Source organism: Phyllobacterium zundukense (assembly GCF_025452195.1).
GTDB classification, from domain to species: domain Bacteria; phylum Pseudomonadota; class Alphaproteobacteria; order Rhizobiales; family Rhizobiaceae; genus Phyllobacterium; species Phyllobacterium zundukense_A.
In genome coordinates this window covers 26,738-48,667 of record NZ_CP104972.1, presented here as the reverse complement: position 1 = coordinate 48,667, position 21,930 = coordinate 26,738, and the positions used below count along the sequence as shown (strand labels likewise).

Here is a 21,930-nt window from a genome sequence, read left to right as displayed (position 1 = left end):
GCGTCTGTCCATGACGGCCAGCGCTGCCAAACAGGAGGTAATGATGTTGAAATCCGTGACGAGCGCGCTTCTGGGCGCCACACTTCTGGGAGCGGCGCTGTCTTCGCCTGCCCATGCAGAAACCAAGATCAACGCGCTGTTCATGGCGCAGGCCGCCTATAGCGAGGCCGACGTCCGCGCCATGACGGAAGCCTTCACCAAGGCAAATCCAGATGTGACGGTCAATCTCGAATTCGTTCCCTATGAAGGCCTGCACGACAAGACCGTCCTCGCTCAAGGGTCGGGCGGCGGCTATGATGTCGTTCTCTTCGATGTGATCTGGCCGGCCGAATATGCAACCAACAAGGTGCTTGTGGATGTAACCGACAAGATTACGCCGGAAATGACATCGGGCGTGCTTCCAGGTGCCTGGACCACCGTTGAATATGACGGCAAACGCTATGGCATGCCCTGGATTCTCGATACGAAGTATCTGTTCTACAACAAAGAAATCCTGGAAAAGGCCGGCATAAAAAGCCCGCCAAAGACCTGGGCCGAACTTGCCGAACAGGCCAAGATCATCAAGGACAAGGGCTTGCTTGCAACGCCCATCGCGTGGAGCTGGTCACAGGCTGAAGCCGCGATCTGCGACTACACCACGCTGGTCAGCGCCTATGGCGGCAGCTTCCTCAAGGACGGCAAGCCGGTGTTCCAGACGGGCGGCGGTCTCGATGCGCTCAACTACATGGTCGATAGCTACAAGTCGGGTCTCACCAATCCGAATTCCAAGGAATTCCTCGAGGAGGATGTCCGCCGCGTGTTCCAGAATGGCGAAGCGGCCTTCGCCCTTAACTGGACCTACATGTACAACATGGCCAATGATCCGAAGGACAGCAAGGTTGTCGGCAAGGTCGGTGTCGTTCCTGCACCCGGTGTTGAAGGCAAGAGCACCGTATCTGCAGTCAACGGTTCAATGGGTCTCGGCATCACCTCGACCAGCAAACATCCCGACGAAGCATGGAAATACATCACGTTCATGACGTCTCAGGCAACGCAGAACCAGTACGCCAAGTTGAGCTTGCCGATCTGGTCTTCTTCCTATGATGATCCTGCAGTCACCAAAGGTCAGGAAGAAATGATTGCGGCGGCCAAAGTCAGTCTTGCTGCGATGTACCCGCGTCCGACGACACCGAAGTATCAGGAACTTTCGACAGGACTGCAGCAGGCAATTCAGGAAGCTCTTCTGGGGCAGGCCGCCCCGGAGGACGCCTTGAAGACTGCCGTCGAGAACAGCGGTCTCTGATAGCATGATGAGGTGCCGCTTACCCTCCCCCTTGTGGGGAGGGTCGAACCGCAGGTTCGGGGCGGGGCCTTTCTTACTGGATGGCGGCAACTAAGGGATGAATTCCAAGAACCCCTCCCCGTCGCTTCGCTCCGTCCCTCCCCACAAGGGGAGGGTCAGCGGCAACGCCTTTATCTCAGCAATAGTGCAGGCTTCATTTCATGACGAGCACCTGGATCACCACCCGCGCATGGCTCCTGATGCTGCCGCTTCTGATCGTCATGGTTGCGATAATCGGTTGGCCGCTCGTCGATACGGTGCGGCTCTCCTTCACTGACGCCAAGCTGGTGGGCACCGAAGGCAGTTTCGTTGGCCTCGATAATTATGTAAAGATACTTTCCGGTTCGAATTTCCAGCGCACGCTGATTACTACCTTCTGGTTTGCCGTCCTCTCCGTATCGGCGGAGATGGTCATCGGCGTCCTTGCTGCTTTGCTCCTCAACCAGCAATTTTACGGCCGTTCCATCCTGCGCGCGCTGATGATCCTGCCCTGGGCGCTGCCGACCGTGGTCAATGCCACGCTGTGGCGGTTGATCTATAACCCGGAATATGGCGCACTGAATGCGATGCTGATGCAGTTCGGCCTTATCGATGCCTATCGTTCCTGGCTGGGTGAGCCTGGTACTGCCCTCGCCTCGCTTATCGTGGCCGACTGCTGGAAGAATTTTCCACTGGTGGCGCTGATTGCGCTGGCCGCCCTCCAGGCCGTGCCGCGCGATATCACAGCCGCATCCATGGTCGACGGCGCCGGTGCCTGGTCGCGCTTCCGCTTCGTCATCATGCCCTATCTCGCCGGCCCGCTGATGGTGGCGCTCGTGCTTCGAACCATCGAGGCTTTCAAGGTCTTCGACATCATCTGGGTCATGACCCGCGGCGGTCCGGCCAACAGCACGCGGACACTGTCGATCCTGGTCTACCAGGAAGCGTTTTCCTTTCAGCGAGCGGGATCGGGTGCGTCGCTGGCGCTGATTGTTACCCTGCTCGTGACAGTGCTGGCCGTCGCCTATGCCGCCCTGATCCGCAAAAGCGCGGGAGCGTCATAATGGAACGCCGCAGCCTCACCGCAACGATCCTGGTACATTTGGCAGCGCTTCTGCTTCTGGTCGTGATCCTTGCCCCCGTGGTGTGGCTCTTCATCATGAGCATTTCATCGACGCCGGACCTTATCGCCAAACCGTTGCACTGGTGGCCCGATACGGTCGATCTGTCCCGCTACGGTGTCCTGCTTTCTTCGGTCGCCAACAGCGCCGGGGAAGCCTTCGTCGCCTCGCTGTTCAACAGCATCAAGGTGGCCGGCATGGCGACTGTGGCGGCGCTCTTCGTAGCGGTCCCCTCCGCCTGGGCCGTATCGCGCACGCCATCGGTCGGTTGGTCGCTTTACGCAGTTATTGCCACTTACATGCTGCCTCCGGTAGCCTTGGCCGTACCGCTTTACATGACGCTCGCCTGGGCCGGCCTCCTCAACAACGTCTTTGGTCTGGCGCTGGTTTACCTGACGATCCTCGCGCCCTTCACCACCTGGTTGATGAAATCCGGCTTCGACTCAATCCCGCGCGAAATCGAAAGCGCTGCAACCATGGATGGCGCCCGGCTCGATCAGATCCTGCGGCTGATCACCCTGCCGCTCGCCGCACCCGTCATGGCGACCGCCGCACTCTTCGCGTTCCTGCTTGCCTGGGACGAATTCTTCTATGCCCTTTTGTTCACTTCGGATCAGCGGGCCAAAACCTTGACCGTGGCGATCGCCGATCTCGCTGGCGGACGCGTCTCGGATTACGGATTGATTGCCACAGCGGGTGTGCTTGCCGCCCTCCCCCCGCTACTCGTTGGTCTCTTCATGCAGCGCGCCCTGATCGCGGGCCTGACAAGCGGCGGCGTCAAAGGATGAGCATGTCTTCGCAAATGAACAAACCCATCGGTCTCATTGCCATCGAGAAAGAAATGGCGCGGCAGAATGCCGATGCGATTTCTTCTTTCGAGGCGGCCGCTCCACTTGCCGTGACCATCGCCCAATCCCTGCGTATGACCGGGCGTCTGATGCTGCTCGGCATGGGCGGTTCGCATGCGGTTGGCCGTGCGGTCGAACCGCTCTATCGCAGCCTTGGTATCGATGCGGTGGCCCTGCCGCTGTCCGAGCAACTCGGTCAGCCGCTGCCATTAGCCGGCAAAACAATTCTTCTGACCTCTCAGTCCGGGGAAAGCGCTGAGGTCCTGCGCTGGTTTGCCGAGGTTGGCGTGCCGTCCGATACTTTCGGCCTGACGCTCGAAGGCGGGTCTACCCTTGCCCGCACCGTGCCATCATTGGTCGGTTCCGGCGGAACCGAAAATGCCTTCGCGGCAACGCGCAGCCTGACTGTCAGTTTTGCCCTGCATCTCGCCGTGCTCAGTACGCTTGGCGAGGATCCGGCTGAAGCGCTCGCCATCCTGAGTACAGAGAGTACGCCGAATGTCGATGCTGCAGTCGCCGCATTGTCGGACGTATCGGCTGTCGTAACCTCTGGTCGCCGCATGCAGGGTGTCGCGGAGGCGATTGCGCTCGGCCTCACCGAACTTTCACGCATCCCGTGCTTCTCGCTTGAAGGCGGACAATTGCGCCACGGTCCGATGGAAATGCTTGGACCCAAGGTCGGCGTCGTCCTGTTCCGCGCCAAGGATGCAACGTCGGAATTGGTGGCGCGCATGGCGGTCTCGGCACGGGAAGCCGGGTCGCCGGTTGTGGTGATCGATGCGTCCGGAGAGGCTCCGCTCAAAGATACCGCTACGATCGCTGCGGGCGTGGCAAGCGGCATGGCGGCAATTTTCGCGCTCCTTCCCGCCGCCCAGCACTTCATGCTCGGCTTTGCCGGCGCGCGCGTTGCCGATCTCGGCACGCCTGTGCGCTCGACCAAGATCACGCGGGACGAGTGAGAGCGATGCAGCCACTCGCCGTCATCGGAAACGTCAATGTCGATTTGATCCTCGGCCCGGCCGATCCATGGCCGACACCCGGAACCGAGATCATGGTCGACTACGACGAACTGCGCGTCGGCGGTTCCGCCGGCAACGCGGCTCTCACCTGGGAAGGGCTCGGCCTCGATTTTCAGATCGCCGCCAATGTCGGCAATGACCAGTTCGGCGAATGGCTGCGGCAGGGTTTCGGCAAGCGTTCGGAACGCTGGCCGGTTGCGCCTGTGGGCACAACCCTTTCCGTTGGGATTACCCACCCGAACGGCGAGCGTACTTTCTTTACGACGCGCGGTCACATCGCGGCATTGTCCTGGCTCGACGTCATCACGACGCTCGACACGGAGCGGCTGAAGGGCGGCACTGCCATCCTTTGCGGCTCCTTCCTGACCGACGGCCTCGTTGCACAATATGACGAGTTGTTCGATTGGGCCGATGCCAACGATATCCGCATCGCGCTCGATACCGGCTGGCCGATCGATGGCTGGACCGAGGCCAACCGCAGCACGGCCCGCGGGTGGCTGGCGCGCTGCCACATCGCCCTGTTCAATGAGGTCGAGACGACGCGCCTCGCCAACAGCGTCGAGCCTGCCGAAGCCGCGCACAGGCTCAAGGCTCTGATGCCGAGCAATGCCATCGTTGTCGTAAAACGCGGACCCGATGGGGCGTTGGCAGTCGGCTCCGACGACAAGCTTGTATCGGTACCTGCCCCCCTGGTGCAGGTTGCCGATACAATTGGTGCCGGTGACGTGTTCAACGCCGCCTTCCTCGCCGCGCTGGCAAATGGTCAAACGCTCGAGGCAAGCCTTGCGGCTGGTGTTCGCGTTGCGTCCAAAGCCGTCTCCACCATTCCCCGCCGCTATGGCGAGGGTCCGCAAACATCACCGGAGGAAGCTCCATGAGTGCGCTCGAGCTGATCAATGTTCGCAAGCGTTATGGCACCGTCGAAACGCTGAAGGGCATCGACCTGTCGCTCGCCAGCGGCGAGTTCCTCGTCCTGCTCGGTCCCTCCGGCTGCGGCAAGTCAACGCTTCTCAACATCATTGCAGGGCTCGCCGAAGCGACAGAGGGTGACGTGCGTATCGGTGATCGTTCGGTCACCGGCGTGCATCCCAAGGACCGCGACATCGCCATGGTGTTCCAGTCCTATGCGCTTTATCCGAACATGTCCGTGGCGCGAAACATCGGCTTCGGCCTTGAAATGCGCAACGTACCCGCAGCGGAACGAATCGAGGCCGTGCAAAAGGCGGCAAAGATCCTGCAGATCGAAAATCTCCTTGGCCGCAAGCCGTCCGAGCTTTCAGGCGGACAGCGGCAGCGCGTCGCCATCGGCCGGGCACTGGTGCGCGATCCGCAGATATTCTTGTTCGACGAGCCCCTGTCCAATCTCGATGCGAAATTGCGGATGGAAATGCGAACCGAGCTGAAGCGCCTGCATCAGATGCTGGGCACCACGATTGTCTATGTGACGCATGACCAGATCGAGGCGATGACGCTCGCAACCCGCATCGCTGTCATGCGCGACGGTCAGATCGAGCAGCTTGCCACGCCGGATGAGATCTACAATCGACCGGCCACCCGCTATGTCGCGAGTTTCGTCGGTTCGCCGCCGATGAACATGCTGGATGCGACGGTTGCGGATGGCGTCGCCCATGTCGATGGCTCCCCCGGCGGCATCCCCCTCCCCCGCGAGTTCTGGGAAAATGCCGCAAACGCTCGCGATGTGATCATAGGCATTCGTCCGGAAAGTCTGACGATGGCGTCATCGGAAGACGCAGGCCTTGCCATCGAGGCGAAAGTCGAAGTGGTCGAACTGACCGGTCCGGAGCTGGTCGTTACCTCGACGATAGGCAGCCAGCGCCTGACGGCAAGCTTGCCTCCACGCTCGCAAATGGCAGTCGGTGCGTCGCAGCGCTTCAATATCGATGCAAGTGCTTTGCACATCTTCGACAAGGCAACCGGCAAGCGCATCTAGACCTATGCGGCCAAGCTCGGGCGGGTCCAAACGTAAGCGGCGCAGGCGATGAAAAATAGAGCCACCACCCCTCCGAGCAGAGGTGACGGCCGGGCAAAATACATGAAAGTGGCGTAGCCCAATGCCATGCCGGCGCAAGCGATCCATTTTACGCGTTTCGGAATTGCTCCGTGCTCGCGCCACTGCACCAGTGTCGGCCCGAACACCGGATGTTCAAGCAGCCACTTTTCGAATCGCGGCGATGAGCGACTGAAACACCAGGCGGCGATGATGAGAAAGATCGTCGTCGGTATGACGGGCAGAAGCACGCCAATGAAGCCGAGCGCCACCATCGCCCATCCGAGCACGAAATAAAATGTACGTTTTGTGCCGCTCATCCCGCGCGATTCCCGATAACCTTGGAACGGTTTACATGGCCGGATGTAGAATGTCAGCCCGTTGCATTCAAAGGCCCAGATGACCTTTCAGGCCCGGCACTGAATCCAGAAGCTGATCGACAAGTTTTGGATCGGCGTATTCCTTGGCATGGGCCAGCACCGCAGCTCCGGCTTCCTGGATCTGTTCGACGGTCAGCCCGCTCTCTTTCAGTGCGGCCACGCCATTGACCAGCGCGCCGACCTTTTCACCCGCCGCGCCTCCAAGCATGCTGGTCACACTCGACAGGAAGCCACCCGACTGCGCCCCGCTTGCCATGACATCGAAGTTTTGAGCAAGTTCGGTAGCACCGGGGATCTTTGCGAATATTGTTGCTGCTTGTTCGGGAGCCTCATGCTGGAGCACGGAAAGCACCGTGCCTGCGGCCTTCTCTGCCACTTGTGGATCAAGCTTGGCTTGCGTGGCGATTGCGTCGACGAGATCCTGAATAGGCATGATTTGCTCCTGATGTTGATTGATGATGTCGATGAACAGTGAAGGTTCTAGCGAAAACGCCCGGACTGGGTGCCCGGGCGATTCTATCGTATCCCTAATTTCAATCAGGATTATTCGGACTTGAGGCGCGTATTGCAGGCGCTCCAGTATTGTGGCCAGGTCATGCCGCGGGTTTTGTTGCTTGCCTTGGCCTGCTGCCACTGGTCGCCGCATTCGCTGATGCGGGCCCGGAATGCGACCTGAGCGGGAGACAGAGGCTTGCCATCGGCGGAGGTCTGTGCCTTGGCCACCTGTGTCTTGGTTGTTTTGGTAGCAGCCTTGGTGGGTGCTGGTTCGTCAGGAACGGTCGCATCCGAATCGTCCGATTTCAGACTGTCGCTGCAGGCCGAAAGGAACTGCGGCCACTTCTGGCCATTGAGCGTTCCCGCCGTTTTGGCAGCCTGATACTGTGTGCTGCATTCCTTGGTGACGGCTTTCGCCGACATCCCGCCGCCGGTGGTTGCAGTCGCCGTTTGCGTCGTCTTGGCCGGTTTTGTAGCGGTATCCTTTGCCGCCTTTTTGGCAGGTGTCTTGTCGGCGGGGGCAGCTGCCTCTGTGTCGTCGTCGGCCTTCAGCTTCGCGCTGCAAGCCGACAGAAAGTCCGGCCATTTCTGGCCTTTCAGCGTACCAGCCTCCTTGGCAGCCTGATATTGCGTGCTGCACGTTTTGGTAACGGATTGTGCCCATGCCGGGAGCGTGAGAAATGCCAGGCCAGCGCCGGCAATCACCGCCGCGGCGAGTATGTTGAAACGAAACTGGTTCATCGTGATATTCCTTGCGATAGTGTACGCGTTTCCCCCGGGGACGCACCATGCGTTCCGGTTGGCGATGCCGCGATGCGTCCGTCCCTTTGGATAAAATGTCGTGTTGAGGCTTGCTCCGAAGCCATCGCTTCGAAAGTTGCACCTGGATTGTGAAAATGTCTTGGATTAGCAATTCTGCAGGTGAATGACGCATCAGGTTAACCCGTGTCAGCGATCGACGGCATTGCCAGGGTCAGAATGCCGCTTTCATCTTTTGATTGCAAGCACGGATATAATGCTACCGTAGGTAATAGGCTGCGCCACGGATTGGAGAAATCCAGACCTTATAGCGGCAGAGTGTGGGTTTGCTTGACTATCTGACTTGGCACATCGGTTTTGACATTCTGAATTCCATTTTTCCGTGTCAGATGCGCGGCCTGAAAACTGCGGTAGTCATCCAGATCGGCTACGACCACGCGCAGCAGGGCGTCGCTCTCCCCCAGCATGATGTAGCACTCCATCACTTGGGGGAGCTGCTTCATGGCATCCATGAAAAGATCGATGGTTTCGGCATCCTGTGCGGTCAGCCAGACCCGCGCGAACATCGACAGACCGAGACCGACCTTCGCGGAATTGAGAACCGCAACATAGCGGTCGATAATTCCGGCCTGCTCCAGGAGCTTGACTCGCCGCAAGCAGGGCGAGGGTGACAAGCCCACCTGTTTGGCGAGCTCCAAATTCTGCAACCGTCCATCGCGTTGCAGGGCGCGAAGAATACGCCGATCTATGTCATCCAATTTTGTTGGCATGTGATGCTAACTTTCTGCCTCATGAAGACTCCAATGCTAAATCTAGGTCTCACAAGGGCATCTTCGCAACCAAATTGCGAAAACGCTGGCCTATGATTCTATCCATGGAAACAGGAACACTGATTTTCTTCACCGCAACCGTGCTGCCCTTGATCTGCACGCCCGGCCCCGACATGCTCTTTGTAGCGTCGCAAGCTCTGTCGGGCGGAGCATCCGCCGGCCTACGTTCGACCGCAGGCGTTTGCCTTGGTTATGCGGTTCATTCCGCCCTCGCCGCCCTCGGCGTCGCTGCAGTAGTCGCTGCCTCCCCGATGCTGTTTGAGGCATTGCGTTGGCTCGGTGTCACGTACCTGGTTTATCTGGCTTTCCAGCTTTTGCGATCCGCTACGAAGGCGGGGCAGCTCAACCTCTCGGCCGCACCGGCCAATGGCCCGCTTCGGCGGGGATTTCTGACTGCGTTCCTCAATCCTAAAGGCATGATGATCTATTTTGCGATCCTGCCGCAATTCATGCAGCAGGGCGGCAGCATTCCTCTGCAGGCGCTCATCCTGTCTGCGATCTTCATCGCCCTTTGTGGGATCGTCTACACGAGCTTGAGTCTCGCGATCGCCGCAGTCGGGATGAACGGCGGCTTCAGCGATTGTCGTCGTAGATGGGTGGAAGGTACGGCCGCCGCCTTTCTGATTGTCGCAGCCGGTCGGCTGGCAGCAAATTAAAGGGTGTGTAGTATTAATGCTGTGCCATTCTTGGAGCCCAATCGAAGTAACCGGACCAAATTCCCGGGCAGGATCGCTTAGGCACTTATCAATATGCATTCTTTCGACCAATGTTGAGTTTATGCAATATGGCTGTACGAGTCGGAGCAACGTGGGAGACAGTGTGAATGCTGACAGTCTGGGGCCGCCGAACTTCTTCAAATGTCCAAGCGCTGATGTGGTGCATTGGTGAACTGAAGCTTCCGTTTATGCGTCACGACATTGGCCACAGGTACGGTGGCAACGATTCTGCAGAGTTCAAGAAGCTCAACCCGAACGGTACAGTGCCGGTTCTACGTGATGGAGACGGCGCGTCGTTGTGGGAGACAGGCGCAATCCTGCGCTATCTCGCCGCCCGTTACGGCGACGCAGAGTTCTGGCCGCAAGATGTCGAAGCGCGGGCGGAAATCGATAAATGGGCTGAATGGTCCAAGATTAATATCGCCCTCAATTTCACCGGCCCCATCTTTTGGAGGGTGGTACGAACGGCACCGAAGGATCGGGATGCGGAGGCGATTGCCGGAGCTATTAGCACTTTCAATGCAAAGCTCGACATTGCCGAGGCCCAACTCGAGCGCAATGCCTTTTTGGCCGGGAATAAATTCACTCTGGCCGATATTCAGTTCGGCCATGTGCTCTACCGATATTATGACATCAACATCGATCGTTCCGGCTATCCTGCCCTGAAGCGATACTACGATAGGCTCACCGCCCGGGCAGCATTCAAGGAGCATGTCATGGTGTCATACGACGATCTAAGAGTGCTTTGATTAAGTCACCGTTTCACGATGGTCCACCCGCGCAATCTTATCCCTGCCCGTGGATTTACATGGGCATGGCAATCAGTTCAGCTAGCGGTGGAATCTTTTGATTGGAGTCATTGAGTCCGAGTCGATCGCCGATGTACGCATAGAAGGAAACGCCAAGCTTCCGGCAGGTCTTCATTAGCCCGAGCATGACGTCTCGCGCCTGGCGGCCTTTGTCACTCATAGTGCCGCCCGAGATCTTCCGCTTGATGACACAGGCACGAATGTCGTTCTCGGATGCATTGGTGTGCAGCGGGATGTCCGGCCGGTCCAGAACCTTGAGAAGTTCAGGCTTACGCCGGTGCAAACGCACCAGCAATTGATCCAAATCCGCGAAACCTGTGCGCAAGGTGAATATACGATCAAAGCGTTGGCGGAACGCCTGGGCCACTCCGGGAGATGGCCTTTCCTTCCACGCCTTCAATGCTTGATAGAAACACCAGATCAGATCACGCACCGTTTCAACGGCCCGAGCTTGTTTTGGCGTTGCCGGCATCAGCTTGTGAACGAGACGTTCTGCGTGCACCCAACACAATGCATGATTGGGGATGCGGAACTGACCGGCACCGTCGGAGACGACAACGGTCGTGCGCATCAGTCCATGGTGTCGGATCGCGCCCCAGAGTGCGCCTTCGCTTAACGCCCGCAACAGCGCCCTGTCGAAGATATCGATGGCACAGCGTGCCAGATGGTCCAGCCATGCGCTCTGCGATGCGAATATCTTTTCCGGGTGGACGGAGAGCTTCTCGATCAACAACGGATCAACCTGACGCCGACGCAAGTAGTCAAGTGCAGCCGCATTGATCACATAATCTTCATGGCCTGCGCGCATCAGCGACAGAAAGCTCAATCGAGATTTTGATCGGCCTGTTCTGAACACGGTAAAGCGCTCGCCGCCAATGTGGCTTGTTATACCTTCGCGCCGCGCATGGCGTGCACCGGTATCGTCCACCGTGATGAACGGCGCCGTTGTCAATCCCGCCCGCAAGACCGACAGGTCCTCGCCTGCAAACGTGTCGAGATCCGTGATCAGGATGCGAACAACCTGGCTCTTCGATATCTCGACCCCGATACCATTCAGGATCGATGTCAGCCGTTCCGTCGTCACCTGACCTTGCGCATGCATGGTCAGACAAAACTGCCGCAGGCCCGGACCGATGCCGCCGACAATGCCATCCGGCAAGGGCGCAAGAATTGTCTTGCCGTCCAAGGTGACCCAGCGCTCGCGCCGGTAACGCACGACTTCTGCCGCAACAACCAGCTCGCGCACCAGGATTGTTTCGTATCCCTTGAAACGTGACCCTTCCGGCGCGTCCGCTTTGACGATTACCTCGCGCGTGACCCGATCGCGCTTAACACCGCGGCCGCCCTTGCTGCTATTCTTCCCGGCTGTAGGCTTGCTCGCGTTCTCCATCCCCGATGGCCGAAACGGCGGTCGTGGCGGCAAATTCTTCAGCCGGGCGATTTCGTCTCGAAGCGATTGGTTATCCAGGCACAGACTATCGTTTTCCAGCTTCAGTCGTTCATTGTCGTCACGCAGTCTCTGGTTCTCGGTGCGCAGCGCTCCGACATCCGCTTCAAGCTCGTGCATCTTGCCGACCAAACCCGCAACCAGCCGGCGCATGGCACCGAGCGACAAGGTCTCAACAGAATCAACGGATGGCAGCTTCATGCCACCTTGAATCAGAATTCGCTGTGCTTGAAAATCTATCTGCCCGGGAATTTGGTCCGGTTACCCAATCGAACTGGGACATGGGCAAAAAGCTTGACGCCCTAGCACATTGATAATCTACTAACTTTACTTCGAAACGGAAGCGAATATCAGGATGACTTCTGCCTGATGGGCTGCGGAATAGCGACTATAGCATTGCAAGGGGTTGAACAAGTGGGACGAGCGCGACAGCAGTTGAGTTGACGATGTCACGGAAGGGTCGCATCTGTCAACGCGCCTTTTCGGAGTTGGGAATCCCCTGCCCTGCGCGCTTAAGCTGGCCGATTCATGGATAACTTCCGCCAACTCTTGTGCAGGAATCATCGAAAATGGAATGAAGACGTCGATAAATGAAATGAGTTTCGCTGTATATGGAACGAGTTTTGGGTCCGCGCAGACCCAGATTGAGTGGGTTTGCGATAGTTTCATTGGTATGTCGCTAGAAAAGTTCTCAGCTGAGAACTTTCGCCTTGGTGCTTTCCGCCTCGCGATTAACGAACAGTCGGCTCCCCTAAAAGTTCTCAGCTGAGAACTCCGTTGTCTTGCTCTGACCGTATGACAGCCGCGACTTCTGTGCCAAACGCCGTGCACGCAAATGCTTGACATACTAAGTATGGGCGAATTGCTACTGACGTTCGGAGGGCTACTCAAATCAATCGAAACGGATGGCGTTGAAGAGACTCAAGCTCGTTCGCCAACGCATAGCGCTTCCTAGGCGATATCGTCCGCCTCATTGAAGTTGCCGTCGCAGAAGATGTCAGCGATCTAGAAGCGGTACCGGGCGTTGTGGATATCCCATCAACCCGCGCCAGGCCTGGAGCTAATCCCGTGTGATCTGGCAAAGGCCTATCCGCTTGGATTGGTGATGAAGGCCTCTCCGGAAATCTCTGACTATGCCACAAGCGGTATCAGCAACTGGCGCGATCTGATGATCACAACGGCGCAGGTGAGGGGATATCTCGGCATTTCCCCCAGCGGCTTATGAGGATGTGCTCGATTTCTTCGGCCAGGAGAACGCCGCCATCGTCATTGCCTGCATCCTGGAGCGATCCCAAAACATCAATCCGCCAGCGGTTACCTGCGGGCTTTGACCGAAAAGGCGAGGGCAGGGGAGTTTTCCGTCGGGCCAATGCTGATGGCGGCACTGAAGGCAAATTGCGTGCAGCCGCAGTTAGTGACCGGGACGTGATGGTGGGTCGAGTGGGCTGGTTATCCGCCAGTTCCTAGCTGTTGCAACGGAGTGGCGGGAGCCAAACTGGGTGGCGCATCTTCGGTCGAACAAAAAGCGAGTGCAGCCAGCAGCGCAAATCCCATGACCAGCGCGAGGAAGAAGAGGTACTGTTGTCTCATCTGTTTCCACCGTTTGGGCACAGTTCAATGCGCATCTTTCTATCCTCTAGTGAGGAACGGAACGTCACCTGACTGGATCGAAGAGCGCCAATATGTCAAATCGCGCGGATTTGGTTCGATTGCTTTTTTAGCGGTATCCGGCTTTGACCGCCACCATCAAAACCGGGAGTTTCGAGATAGCGCTCGTATGTCTTCCATACCTGGTTTGCGGCCCTCTGTTTCGAGGCCTGGTCACCGCTCATTATGCCTTGGCGAAATTGCGAATGGCCAAGCAGAAAAATCCAGCGCCAGCGACCTTTGAGAGGACCGCCATCGATGCGATAGATCCGGCCGACATCAATCCCATTCGGTGCAATGGCTGTGAACTCGTGCGAGGGCTCTTCCGCTCCAACGCTGGTTTTTTGCCAAATGATCTTATCCATGGCTCTCAAACTCTGTTCTCGCCCCAATGTTTCATCCTGGAACGAGGATAGCCAGAAAACGTGTCGTTAAGATATGGTGACGAAAATCTCTGGAGATCGTAGCGGCTCAGGCAAGCATCGGCGCTAGCTGCTTCCACTGAAGCGTTGCGCTCAAGCCTCATTTCGATCATCGGGCGCTATGCCGATGGGATCCAGGCCACGCAATACTCTTAGCCTGTTCGCCGTTGCAACCGAGAGATTGGTCCAGGTGTCTTCGATGATCTCGGCACCGTCAATGAAACTCTCGTGCAGGTCGTGCTCGTTCAAGAGTTCGACAATCCGATCGAAGTCTTGGGCTCCCGATTGTAGAGCCGGGACGCCTGTTCAACGGTCAGATCGGATGCGGCGAGCGCATTGTCTACGTCCTTTGCGACATCCATCACCAGATCCGCTTGTTCCTGCAGCGTGGCGACGCAATCAACAGCCATGGATTCTCTTATCTAATAGAATGAGCAGGGGTGAATAACGTCAATTCCTAGCCTGCGCAACAAGGCCGAGCTTTCTGGCCCTGTCAAGCAGGTGTTTGACCGACGAAGCTGCCCAAGTCGATGATCCGGGCGGTGTGCGCTCATGCATGGCCTCAAGCTGGCTGGCAATAGCACGGAACGTTACATCCGGGTTGGCGTTGGCAATCCCGGTGATCAGCGACATCAATCAGTCTTGTGGCGTGCGCCGAGGCGAGGGGACAATCAATCCTGGATCAGCCAGCCCTCGCGCACCAGCCGTTTGACCGACCGCAGGCGATCGACCGACCATTTCTGCCCTGTCTCGCGATTGAGGCTCCGCGTCCTCCCAGGGATGGTCCGGCCGCATGCGCTGCACGATTGGCAACCATGATCAGATGGTTGTGGTCAAATCCGTAAGTTGGCTGCGTTCTCGTGCCCGCGACGCCTTGGCAAGCTCATCTGGCTGCAGTTGACGGAAGCCGGGATTGCCAGGCAACTTACCCGGGCCTTCGCCGCATTGATCCCAGCTCTCGTGCGTTCGGAAATCAATGGCCGCTCCAATTGCGCCGCCCAGAACCTGCAAGGAAAACATGCCTTGTGGCGTCGACGTGTCGATGGGATCATGCAGGGAGCGAAACCTGCTCCAAGTGCGCGATTGCCTGGCAGGAGATGGCTAACCGACCGCGCTAGACGATCGAGACGTACCACGACTGAGCACATCGCCGGCTTTGATCTCGCGCAGCAGCTTGGCCAGTATGGGTCGGGCCCGAGCCGCGCCGGAACCGTGTTCTTCGAAGATGTCGTGGCACCCGGCAGCCTATAGCTCGATAAGCTGAGCTTCTTGCCTGATCTTCCGTAGAAACGCGAGCGTAGCCGATGAGGCGGTTGATCGGTTTCTTTGGGCTGTGAATCATCGTTGAATGCGCCCTGCGAAAGGACAGAGAGTTGGCGACTCTATTTTATGGTAATCTCATCTGGCCACATGTTTGTGCCGTGAAGAATGCGCGGGATGCGGACCGTATCGGCTGTCACAGCGTAAGCAGCAACGTATGGCGTACGGAAGACTAATTCACGCGTCCCGACGAGACGGCCGGGCCTTCCGCTCTCTGGAATGTCCAGAAGCCGGCGGACCGCCGGGACAATCTACTCATCCACATGCATCGCTGATCGCGGATTCTCGGCTTCGATGTACGTGAAAATGCCTCGCGATCGGCGAGAGCGAATTGTGTCCAAACGAGCTTCATCACTGACCGGTCGCCGCCTTGCGTAGCGCCGCAGAGCGTCGATTCGCAAAATGAGCCTCGGCATCGGCGTCGTCGATGTCCGGTCGCGTGTCATCAAGGGCTTGTTGCACTTTTGCTCGACACCACGCGTCATAGGCGCTGCTGTTGCTGATGAGTTCCAGAGGCAAGGCGCGTGTCTGGACCAGAGCGTTTGAGGGCATCGTTGATTCTCCATCATTGGCTTGGGTAATGTAATGCATATGAATAACAAATGCTGGATGGACAGCGCGGCCAGCTCCAAACGGCGATTTGTACAATATCGGAAGTTCTCGGTAAACGGTCGTTTGAAAATGCCGATAATAGGAGAAGCGGGCTCCTCCACAAGCGTCAGAACGCTCGAAATACAAGGAAATCGGGCGTTTGGATGACCAAAGAATGGGAACTACGGTTTTAGACAGCACACTCTAAGTGCAGCCTATAACTTCTCCATGGAATAGTCCGATAAGCAGAAGCTAAAGCGATGATCGATACTGTATGGCGAAAAATATTAACGGAAACAGTATGTTAATGTTATGGAAGCTCGCACCGGCAAAAGCCGCTGCCAAGTAACCGGACCAAATTCCCGGGCAGATAGATTTTCAAGCACAGCGAATTCTGATTCAAGGTGGCATGAAGCTGCCATCCGTTGATTCTGTTGAGACCTTGTCGCTCGGTGCCATGCGCCGGCTGGTTGCGGGTTTGGTCGGCAAGATGCACGAGCTTGAAGCGGATGTCGGAGCGCTGCGCACCGAGAACCAGAGACTGCGTGACGACAATGAACGACTGAAGCTGGAAAACGATAGTCTGTGCCTGGATAACCAATCGCTTCGAGACGAAATCGCCCGGCTGAAGAATTTGCCGCCACGACCGCCGTTTCGGCCATCGGGGATGGAGAACGCGAGCAAGCCTACAGCCGGGAAGAATAGCAGCAAGGGCGGCCGCGGTGTTAAGCGCGATCGGGTCACGCGCGAGGTAATCGTCAAAGCGGACGCGCCGGAAGGGTCACGTTTCAAGGGATACGAAACAATCCTGGTGCGCGAGCTGGTTGTTGCGGCAGAAGTCGTGCGTTACCGGCGCGAGCGCTGGGTCACCTTGGACGGCAAGACAATTCTTGCGCCCTTGCCGGATGGCATTGTCGGCGGCATCGGTCCGGGCCTGCGGCAGTTTTGTCTGACCATGCATGCGCAAGGTCAGGTGACGACGGAACGGCTGACATCGATCCTGAATGGTATCGGGGTCGAGATATCGAAGAGCCAGGTTGTTCGCATCCTGATCACGGATCTCGACACGTTTGCAGGCGAGGACCTGTCGGTCTTGCGGGCGGGATTGACAACGGCGCCGTTCATCACGGTGGACGATACCGGTGCACGCCATGCGCGGCGCGAAGGTATAACAAGCCACATTGGCGGCGAGCGCTTTACCGTGTTCAGAACAGGCCGATCAAAATCTCGATTGAGCTTTCTGTCGCTGATGCGCGCAGGCCATGAAGATTATGTGATCAATGCGGCTGCACTTGACTACTTGCGTCGGCGTCAGGTTGATCCGTTGTTGATCGAGAAGCTCTCCGTCCACCCGGAAAAGATATTCGCATCGCAGAGCGCATGGCTGGACCATCTGGCACGCTGTGCCATCGATATCTTCGACAGGGCGCTGTTGCGGGCGTTAAGCGAAGGCGCACTCTGGGGCGCGATCCGACACCATGGACTGATGCGCACGACCGTTGTCGTCTCCGACGGTGCCGGTCAGTTCCGCATCCCCAATCATGCATTGTGTTGGGTGCACGCAGAACGTCTCGTTCACAAGCTGATGCCGGCAACGCCAAAACAAGCTCGGGCCGTTGAAACGGTGCGTGATCTGATCTGGTGTTTCTATCAAGCATTGAAGGCGTGGAAGGAAAGGCCATCTCCCGGAGTGGCCCAGGCGTTCCGCCAACGCTTTGATCGTATATTCACCTTGCGCACAGGTTTCGCGGATTTGGATCAATTGCTGGTGCGTTTGCACCGGCGTAAGCCTGAACTTCTCAAGGTTCTGGACCGGCCGGACATCCCGCTGCACACCAATGCATCCGAGAACGACATTCGTGCCTGTGTCATCAAGCGGAAGATCTCGGGCGGCACTATGAGTGACAAAGGCCGCCAGGCGCGAGACGTCATGCTCGGGCTAATGAAGACCTGCCGGAAGCTTGGCGTTTCCTTCTATGCGTACATCGGCGATCGACTCGGACTCAATGACTCCAATCAAAAGATTCCACCGCTAGCTGAACTGATTGCCATGCCCATGTAAATCCACGGGCAGGGATAAGATTGCGCGGGTGGACCATCGTGAAACGGTGACTTAATCAAAGCACTCTTAGATCGTCGTATGACACCATGACATGCTCCTTGAATGCTGCCCGGGCGGTGAGCCTATCGTAGTATCGCTTCAGGGCAGGATAGCCGGAACGATCGATGTTGATGTCATAATATCGGTAGAGCACATGGCCGAACTGAATATCGGCCAGAGTGAATTTATTCCCGGCCAAAAAGGCATTGCGCTCGAGTTGGGCCTCGGCAATGTCGAGCTTTGCATTGAAAGTGCTAATAGCTCCGGCAATCGCCTCCGCATCCCGATCCTTCGGTGCCGTTCGTACCACCCTCCAAAAGATGGGGCCGGTGAAATTGAGGGCGATATTAATCTTGGACCATTCAGCCCATTTATCGATTTCCGCCCGCGCTTCGACATCTTGCGGCCAGAACTCTGCGTCGCCGTAACGGGCGGCGAGATAGCGCAGGATTGCGCCTGTCTCCCACAACGACGCGCCGTCTCCATCACGTAGAACCGGCACTGTACCGTTCGGGTTGAGCTTCTTGAACTCTGCAGAATCGTTGCCACCGTACCTGTGGCCAATGTCGTGACGCATAAACGGAAGCTTCAGTTCACCAATGCACCACATCAGCGCTTGGACATTTGAAGAAGTTCGGCGGCCCCAGACTGTCAGCATTCACACTGTCTCCCACGTTGCTCCGACTCGTACAGCCATATTGCATAAACTCAACATTGGTCGAAAGAATGCATATTGATAAGTGCCTAAGCGATCCTGCCCGGGAATTTGGTCCGGTTACCGCTGCCAAGGTAGACGGGGCAGATTTCCCGGCAGTTAGATTTTCAAACAGGGCGAATTCTGATTCAACGCGGCATGAAATTGCCATCGGTTGATTCGGTCGAGACGTTGTCGCTCGGTGCCATGCGCCGGCTGGTTGCGGGTTTGGTCGGTAAGATGCAGAAGCTTGAAGCTGAAGTCGGAGCCCTGCGGGTTGAGAACCAGATGTTGCGCGACGAGGTCGCCCGGCAACCACGCATGAGGACCGCGCGCAACGAGACTCTACCCGCGTCTTTGCCACCGTTCGGCGTAGGTCGGACTAAGGCCGCGGCGCTCTTTGATATTAGCGAGTCCCTCTTCGACAAGCTGGTTTCAGTCGGAAAGATGCCTCAGCCCCGGGCGGCTAATCTGGGACGTTTCAGAGTTGGCTGATGCCTTTCGTGGCCTGCCCCACAGGGAAGGTGATCTTGACGTTCTCTCAGCGTCAGATAATCCTTGGGGATGAGCAAGAAAAAACAACCTTCCCAAGGGCGTTATTGCCGACCACGATCGTTATAGGAACACCCGCTATTATTTCCACGCAACTGGTCGCAAAAAAGTTCGCTTGAACGAGACACCAGGAACTGCCGATTTTGACAACGAGGTTTCTTGTGCACGGCTCGGTATCCCATACAAGAAAACGGACGGGACTGCTGCTTTAGTGAAAAGGGCGACCAAAGAGAACTCATTTCAATGGCTGAAAGAGCAGTACTGCAAAACGGGTATTTGGCCGCATCAATCCTACCTTGCTTGCGCGGCGCAAACGCATCTTCGAAGAGATTTGCGACAGCACAGCGCCAACAGGTTACCGTCGCGGCGATCTGGAGTTCAGATGGATGGAGCGCAAACATGTCATTGAATTGCGCGATACTCTCAGGGACACGCCAGGCGCGCAGAATGAGTTGGTAAAGTCGCTATCAGCTATGTTCGGTTGGGCTATCGAGGCAGGTATCGCGGCGGTCAATCCGGCAAGCAAGATCAAGCCTCTGTTCTCCGGGGATGGCATCCATACATGGTCACTGCAGGAGGTTCACCAGTACGAGGAACGCCATCCGGAGGGCACTAAAGCACGCCTGATGCTTCACCTCGCGATGTTCACTGGACTTCGCCTTAGTGATTTGGCAGTACTTGGGAGACAGCATATTCAGGATGGATGGTTTGTAATCCGCCCCAAGAAAACCGATCGGTCCAGTATGGTATCGGTGGAGATCCCCGTTCTGCCCATCTTAAACAAGACCATCGAAGCTAGCCCCTGCGGTGATCTAACCTTCTTGGTCAACGAATGGAAAGCTCCATTTACTGTCAACAGCCTCGGTAGCAAGATGCGCAATTGGTGCGATCAGGCCGGGATGCCGCAGTGTTCGACGCATGGCCTCCGTAAAGCTGGCGCTACCATCGCCGCTGAGAACGGCGCGACAGATGATGAACTGATGGCAATTTTTGGCTGGACCACCAAACAGCAGACGACGCTTTACACAAGAAAAGCCAATCGCCGGAAGCTCGCTGGCGGCGAAATGCACAAGCTCATCCCAGAACAAAATGAGGCTAATAAAGTCTAACTGATAATGTGGTTGACAAAAAGCGGGTTGAGAACAAAAAGATAAGTAGAATCAATGTGATAGTTGGTTGGTGCCCCCTGCCGGAATCGAACCAGCACTCCTTTCGGAACCTGATTTTGAGTCAGGCGCGTCTACCAATTCCGCCAAGGGGGCCGCAAGAGCGTCGGATATGGGTGAACCCACGACCGTGAAAAGCCAAATACATGCAGAGCCACCCTTCGGTCAACAGCAATAAGACGATTTCTTGAATGTAACACAGTCGTGTGTTGCCCTGCCCGCACGAGACAAATAGATGCGGATGGCCAGGAAAAGAGCCTTTGGCAAAAATTGAGCGAAACGATTCCATTTGGCTGCGGTTTGCTCTAGCCCATCATCCCTACCGGAAGGATGCTGCAACAGCCCGATGAACAGCTACCTGGCCGAGTTTTTCAACGATATCGGCCCAAAGCGGATCTTTGTCAGTCGTTGGATGCGGTGGTGAAAACTGCTGACTGGGTGGCAGAAGCGCGGTTGTAATTCGCTCCGGACAAGGTACAAGCTAGTTCCAACCGGCGCTAAATATATACGGCGGCAACGCACGTCGTGTACAGGGCCGGTGCCTTGCATCAATGGAATGGGAAGGTGGACTCACCTTCCCATAGCACAAAAGCAGCCTTTATTTATACACTGGCGCTGCAGTCGGTTCTGCCATTGGCGGAGGCGCTTTTCCTTTGCCGATTGATCCGCAGGCACTTAAACTCATAGCTGTTAGTACAGCAACGACGGTGATCAGAGCTCTATTCATTCGAAGATCCTTTTCATCAAGTTGAAGTAGGCCAACCACTCTAGGCTACTATGGAAAGTGTTAAGAACTGGTCGTCGGATCGGGAACGTATGGATATTTTTAGAGTGCGGAATCAACTCAGAGGACGAAAGGCAAAGCAATTGCTCCTAGAGACTGACCTGAATTTCACCGAGGTTGCAGTCGGGGCTCTTGGGCGCCAAAACACTGAGCAGAGCTTTCATAAGGGAAGGTGAGGCTTTGCCCAGGCAGCAGCGCGCTGCTCGGCGTTAGCTCGATCCGCGTCGGACCAATGATAAGTTTTGCCCCATCTTCTTGTCCGTTTATGGTCGACACTCACGTCCATCAATTCAAGATAGCGAATTGGCCATCATTCATTCGCGGGGTTTAACGTTCTGAGCCACTCCTAAGATACCGATTGCGGGCATTGGATCGTTGATGATTGAGGACGGCTTTGTCCGCAGAATGGTCGTTTGTTGCCTTTTGAATTCAAAACTTGCGCGGGACATGATTCAAGTGGGCAGAAGGACCTGCCCATGGCTGATCACTACTGGCTCACCGAGAACCAACTTGAGCGCATCAAACCTTACTTTCCTCGATCCCACGGTAAACCACGTGTCGATGATGGTGAGAGCGGTGCATTCACTGTCGACGTATTTGCCATGCGCTTTTTGCGTCAAAAAAAACTGGGCCTGAGCGAAACGAAAGTCAGGCCGAATGGCTCAGAATCGAAGAATCTGCCCGTCGAGTCGAAGCGCCGAAATTGCAAGCTCTCCTAGCAAGCTTTGATCCGGAAATGGTTGGTCTCTGAAGCGCCATGCCAACCTCATTGGTATTCCATGCGCCATTCATGTTCCATTTCGCATTTTCCGGCAGGATACCGAGGGCACGATCACCGCTCTGGGCGACGAACTGACTGGATTACGGCGCAAACTTACCGCCATCCGCCGCTAACGAGAATGTACTATCGAGACTAACGAT

23 protein-coding genes, 1 tRNA gene and 4 pseudogenes are annotated in these 21,930 nt (G+C 56.8%); 13 read left to right on the top strand and 15 right to left on the bottom strand.

What is annotated here, in order from left to right; translation table 11 throughout:
• The first annotated feature begins 43 nt into the window (after window positions 1-43).
• The 6 genes from N8E88_RS07695 to N8E88_RS07670 all read left to right on the top strand — a co-directional run bounded on the left by N8E88_RS07695 (window position 44) and on the right by N8E88_RS07670 (window position 6,239).
• Entirely contained in the window at window positions 44-1,282 is a 1,239-nt protein-coding gene (locus N8E88_RS07695) for an extracellular solute-binding protein (protein WP_262292370.1), read from the top strand.
• A 200-nt stretch (window positions 1,283-1,482) separates the two neighbouring features.
• On the top strand, window positions 1,483-2,364 hold the full coding sequence (locus tag N8E88_RS07690) for a carbohydrate ABC transporter permease (RefSeq protein WP_262292007.1): 882 nt from the start codon (window positions 1,483-1,485) through the stop codon (window positions 2,362-2,364).
• Complete coding sequence (locus tag N8E88_RS07685) at window positions 2,364-3,209, top strand: carbohydrate ABC transporter permease (protein ID WP_114432626.1); 846 nt, start codon at window positions 2,364-2,366, stop codon at window positions 3,207-3,209. Before N8E88_RS07690 ends, N8E88_RS07685 begins: the two co-directional genes overlap by 1 nt.
• Window positions 3,206-4,228: an SIS domain-containing protein gene (locus tag N8E88_RS07680; RefSeq protein WP_262292006.1), complete on the top strand. Its 1,023-nt coding sequence runs from the start codon at window positions 3,206-3,208 to the stop codon at window positions 4,226-4,228. Before N8E88_RS07685 ends, N8E88_RS07680 begins: the two co-directional genes overlap by 4 nt.
• Window positions 4,229-4,233: 5 nt before the next feature.
• A complete protein-coding gene (locus N8E88_RS07675; protein WP_262292005.1) occupies window positions 4,234-5,166 on the top strand; it encodes a PfkB family carbohydrate kinase in 933 nt (310 codons plus the stop codon).
• Window positions 5,163-6,239 (top strand): ABC transporter ATP-binding protein, encoded by a 1,077-nt coding sequence (locus tag N8E88_RS07670; protein ID WP_262292004.1) that lies wholly within the window; start codon window positions 5,163-5,165, stop codon window positions 6,237-6,239. Before N8E88_RS07675 ends, N8E88_RS07670 begins: the two co-directional genes overlap by 4 nt.
• Before the next feature lie 2 nt (window positions 6,240-6,241).
• Here N8E88_RS07670 and N8E88_RS07665 read toward each other — a convergent pair whose 3' ends face one another.
• The 4 genes from N8E88_RS07665 to N8E88_RS07650 form a co-directional block, all read right to left on the bottom strand.
• Entirely contained in the window at window positions 6,242-6,616 is a 375-nt protein-coding gene (locus N8E88_RS07665) for a YbaN family protein (RefSeq protein WP_262292003.1), read from the bottom strand.
• A gap of 67 nt (window positions 6,617-6,683) precedes the next feature.
• Window positions 6,684-7,109 carry a hypothetical protein gene (locus N8E88_RS07660; protein ID WP_262292002.1) on the bottom strand — a complete coding sequence of 142 codons (426 nt, stop codon included), beginning with the start codon at window positions 7,107-7,109 and terminating at the stop codon, window positions 6,684-6,686.
• 110 nt (window positions 7,110-7,219) lie between these two features.
• A complete protein-coding gene (locus N8E88_RS07655) occupies window positions 7,220-7,912 on the bottom strand; it encodes a hypothetical protein (protein ID WP_262292001.1) in 693 nt (230 codons plus the stop codon).
• A 323-nt stretch (window positions 7,913-8,235) separates the two neighbouring features.
• Window positions 8,236-8,700 (bottom strand): Lrp/AsnC family transcriptional regulator, encoded by a 465-nt coding sequence (locus tag N8E88_RS07650; protein ID WP_262292000.1) that lies wholly within the window; start codon window positions 8,698-8,700, stop codon window positions 8,236-8,238.
• A gap of 104 nt (window positions 8,701-8,804) precedes the next feature.
• Between N8E88_RS07650 and N8E88_RS07645 the strand changes: the two genes are divergently transcribed.
• Window positions 8,805-9,416, top strand: coding sequence for a LysE family translocator (locus N8E88_RS07645; RefSeq protein ID WP_262291999.1), 612 nt, complete (start codon window positions 8,805-8,807; stop codon window positions 9,414-9,416).
• 167 nt (window positions 9,417-9,583) lie between these two features.
• Window positions 9,584-10,225: a glutathione S-transferase family protein gene (locus N8E88_RS07640; RefSeq protein WP_262290456.1), complete on the top strand. Its 642-nt coding sequence runs from the start codon at window positions 9,584-9,586 to the stop codon at window positions 10,223-10,225.
• Window positions 10,226-10,280: 55 nt separating this feature from the next.
• Here N8E88_RS07640 and N8E88_RS07635 read toward each other — a convergent pair whose 3' ends face one another.
• Window positions 10,281-11,933, bottom strand: a complete 1,653-nt coding sequence (locus N8E88_RS07635) for an IS66 family transposase (protein WP_262290457.1) — start codon at window positions 11,931-11,933, stop codon at window positions 10,281-10,283.
• Window positions 11,934-12,837: 904 nt separating this feature from the next.
• Between N8E88_RS07635 and repC the strand changes: the two are divergent.
• Window positions 12,838-13,161: pseudogene (repC, locus tag N8E88_RS07630) on the top strand (replication initiation protein RepC).
• 256 nt (window positions 13,162-13,417) lie between these two features.
• On the opposite strand, the gene N8E88_RS07625 reads toward repC, so the two are convergent.
• The 7 genes and pseudogenes from N8E88_RS07625 to N8E88_RS07600 all read right to left on the bottom strand — a co-directional run.
• On the bottom strand, window positions 13,418-13,744 hold the full coding sequence (locus N8E88_RS07625) for a hypothetical protein (RefSeq protein WP_262291998.1): 327 nt from the start codon (window positions 13,742-13,744) through the stop codon (window positions 13,418-13,420).
• A 150-nt stretch (window positions 13,745-13,894) separates the two neighbouring features.
• Window positions 13,895-14,050 (bottom strand): hypothetical protein, encoded by a 156-nt coding sequence (locus N8E88_RS07620; protein WP_262291997.1) that lies wholly within the window; start codon window positions 14,048-14,050, stop codon window positions 13,895-13,897.
• On the bottom strand, window positions 14,047-14,211 hold the full coding sequence (locus tag N8E88_RS07615) for a hypothetical protein (RefSeq protein ID WP_262291996.1): 165 nt from the start codon (window positions 14,209-14,211) through the stop codon (window positions 14,047-14,049). Before N8E88_RS07615 ends, N8E88_RS07620 begins: the two co-directional genes overlap by 4 nt.
• Before the next feature lie 40 nt (window positions 14,212-14,251).
• Window positions 14,252-14,434 carry a hypothetical protein gene (locus tag N8E88_RS31505; RefSeq protein WP_315975230.1) on the bottom strand — a complete coding sequence of 61 codons (183 nt, stop codon included), beginning with the start codon at window positions 14,432-14,434 and terminating at the stop codon, window positions 14,252-14,254.
• Window positions 14,435-14,634: 200 nt separating this feature from the next.
• Window positions 14,635-14,949, bottom strand: a complete 315-nt coding sequence (locus N8E88_RS31740) for a recombinase family protein (RefSeq protein WP_410010568.1) — start codon at window positions 14,947-14,949, stop codon at window positions 14,635-14,637.
• Window positions 14,950-15,183: 234 nt separating this feature from the next.
• Window positions 15,184-15,473: pseudogene (locus N8E88_RS07605) on the bottom strand (type II toxin-antitoxin system RelE/ParE family toxin).
• Window positions 15,473-15,643 (bottom strand): annotated as a pseudogene (locus N8E88_RS07600) (type II toxin-antitoxin system RelB/DinJ family antitoxin); the annotation flags it as partial. The pseudogenes N8E88_RS07605 and N8E88_RS07600, both read right to left, overlap by 1 nt.
• A 478-nt stretch (window positions 15,644-16,121) precedes the next feature.
• Between N8E88_RS07600 and N8E88_RS07595 the strand changes: the two are divergent.
• Window positions 16,122-17,774 carry an IS66 family transposase gene (locus N8E88_RS07595; protein WP_262290457.1) on the top strand — a complete coding sequence of 551 codons (1,653 nt, stop codon included), beginning with the start codon at window positions 16,122-16,124 and terminating at the stop codon, window positions 17,772-17,774.
• Window positions 17,775-17,829: 55 nt separating this feature from the next.
• Here N8E88_RS07595 and N8E88_RS07590 read toward each other — a convergent pair whose 3' ends face one another.
• The gene (locus N8E88_RS07590) at window positions 17,830-18,471 is read right to left on the bottom strand and encodes a glutathione S-transferase family protein (RefSeq protein ID WP_262290456.1); all 642 of its coding nucleotides are present in this window, start codon (window positions 18,469-18,471) and stop codon (window positions 17,830-17,832) included.
• A gap of 195 nt (window positions 18,472-18,666) precedes the next feature.
• On the opposite strand from N8E88_RS07590, the gene N8E88_RS07585 reads away from it, so the two are divergent.
• Both N8E88_RS07585 and N8E88_RS07580 read left to right on the top strand, forming a co-directional pair.
• The gene (locus N8E88_RS07585) at window positions 18,667-19,002 is read left to right on the top strand and encodes a hypothetical protein (protein ID WP_262291995.1); all 336 of its coding nucleotides are present in this window, start codon (window positions 18,667-18,669) and stop codon (window positions 19,000-19,002) included.
• Window positions 19,003-19,445: 443 nt separating this feature from the next.
• Entirely contained in the window at window positions 19,446-20,168 is a 723-nt protein-coding gene (locus N8E88_RS07580; RefSeq protein WP_262291994.1) for a tyrosine-type recombinase/integrase, read from the top strand.
• A 68-nt stretch (window positions 20,169-20,236) separates the two neighbouring features.
• On the opposite strand, the gene N8E88_RS07575 is transcribed toward N8E88_RS07580, so the two are convergent.
• Together N8E88_RS07575 and N8E88_RS07570 are read right to left on the bottom strand one after the other, a co-directional pair.
• Window positions 20,237-20,321: transfer RNA gene (locus tag N8E88_RS07575), tRNA-Leu, on the bottom strand.
• Window positions 20,322-20,823: 502 nt separating this feature from the next.
• Window positions 20,824-20,952 (bottom strand): ABC transporter, encoded by a 129-nt coding sequence (locus tag N8E88_RS07570; RefSeq protein ID WP_106666649.1) that lies wholly within the window; start codon window positions 20,950-20,952, stop codon window positions 20,824-20,826.
• Between the two features lie 533 nt (window positions 20,953-21,485).
• On the opposite strand from N8E88_RS07570, the pseudogene N8E88_RS07565 reads away from it, so the two are divergent.
• Window positions 21,486-21,575, top strand: a pseudogene (locus N8E88_RS07565) (IS5/IS1182 family transposase); the annotation flags it as partial.
• Between the last annotated feature and the right edge of the window lie 355 nt (window positions 21,576-21,930).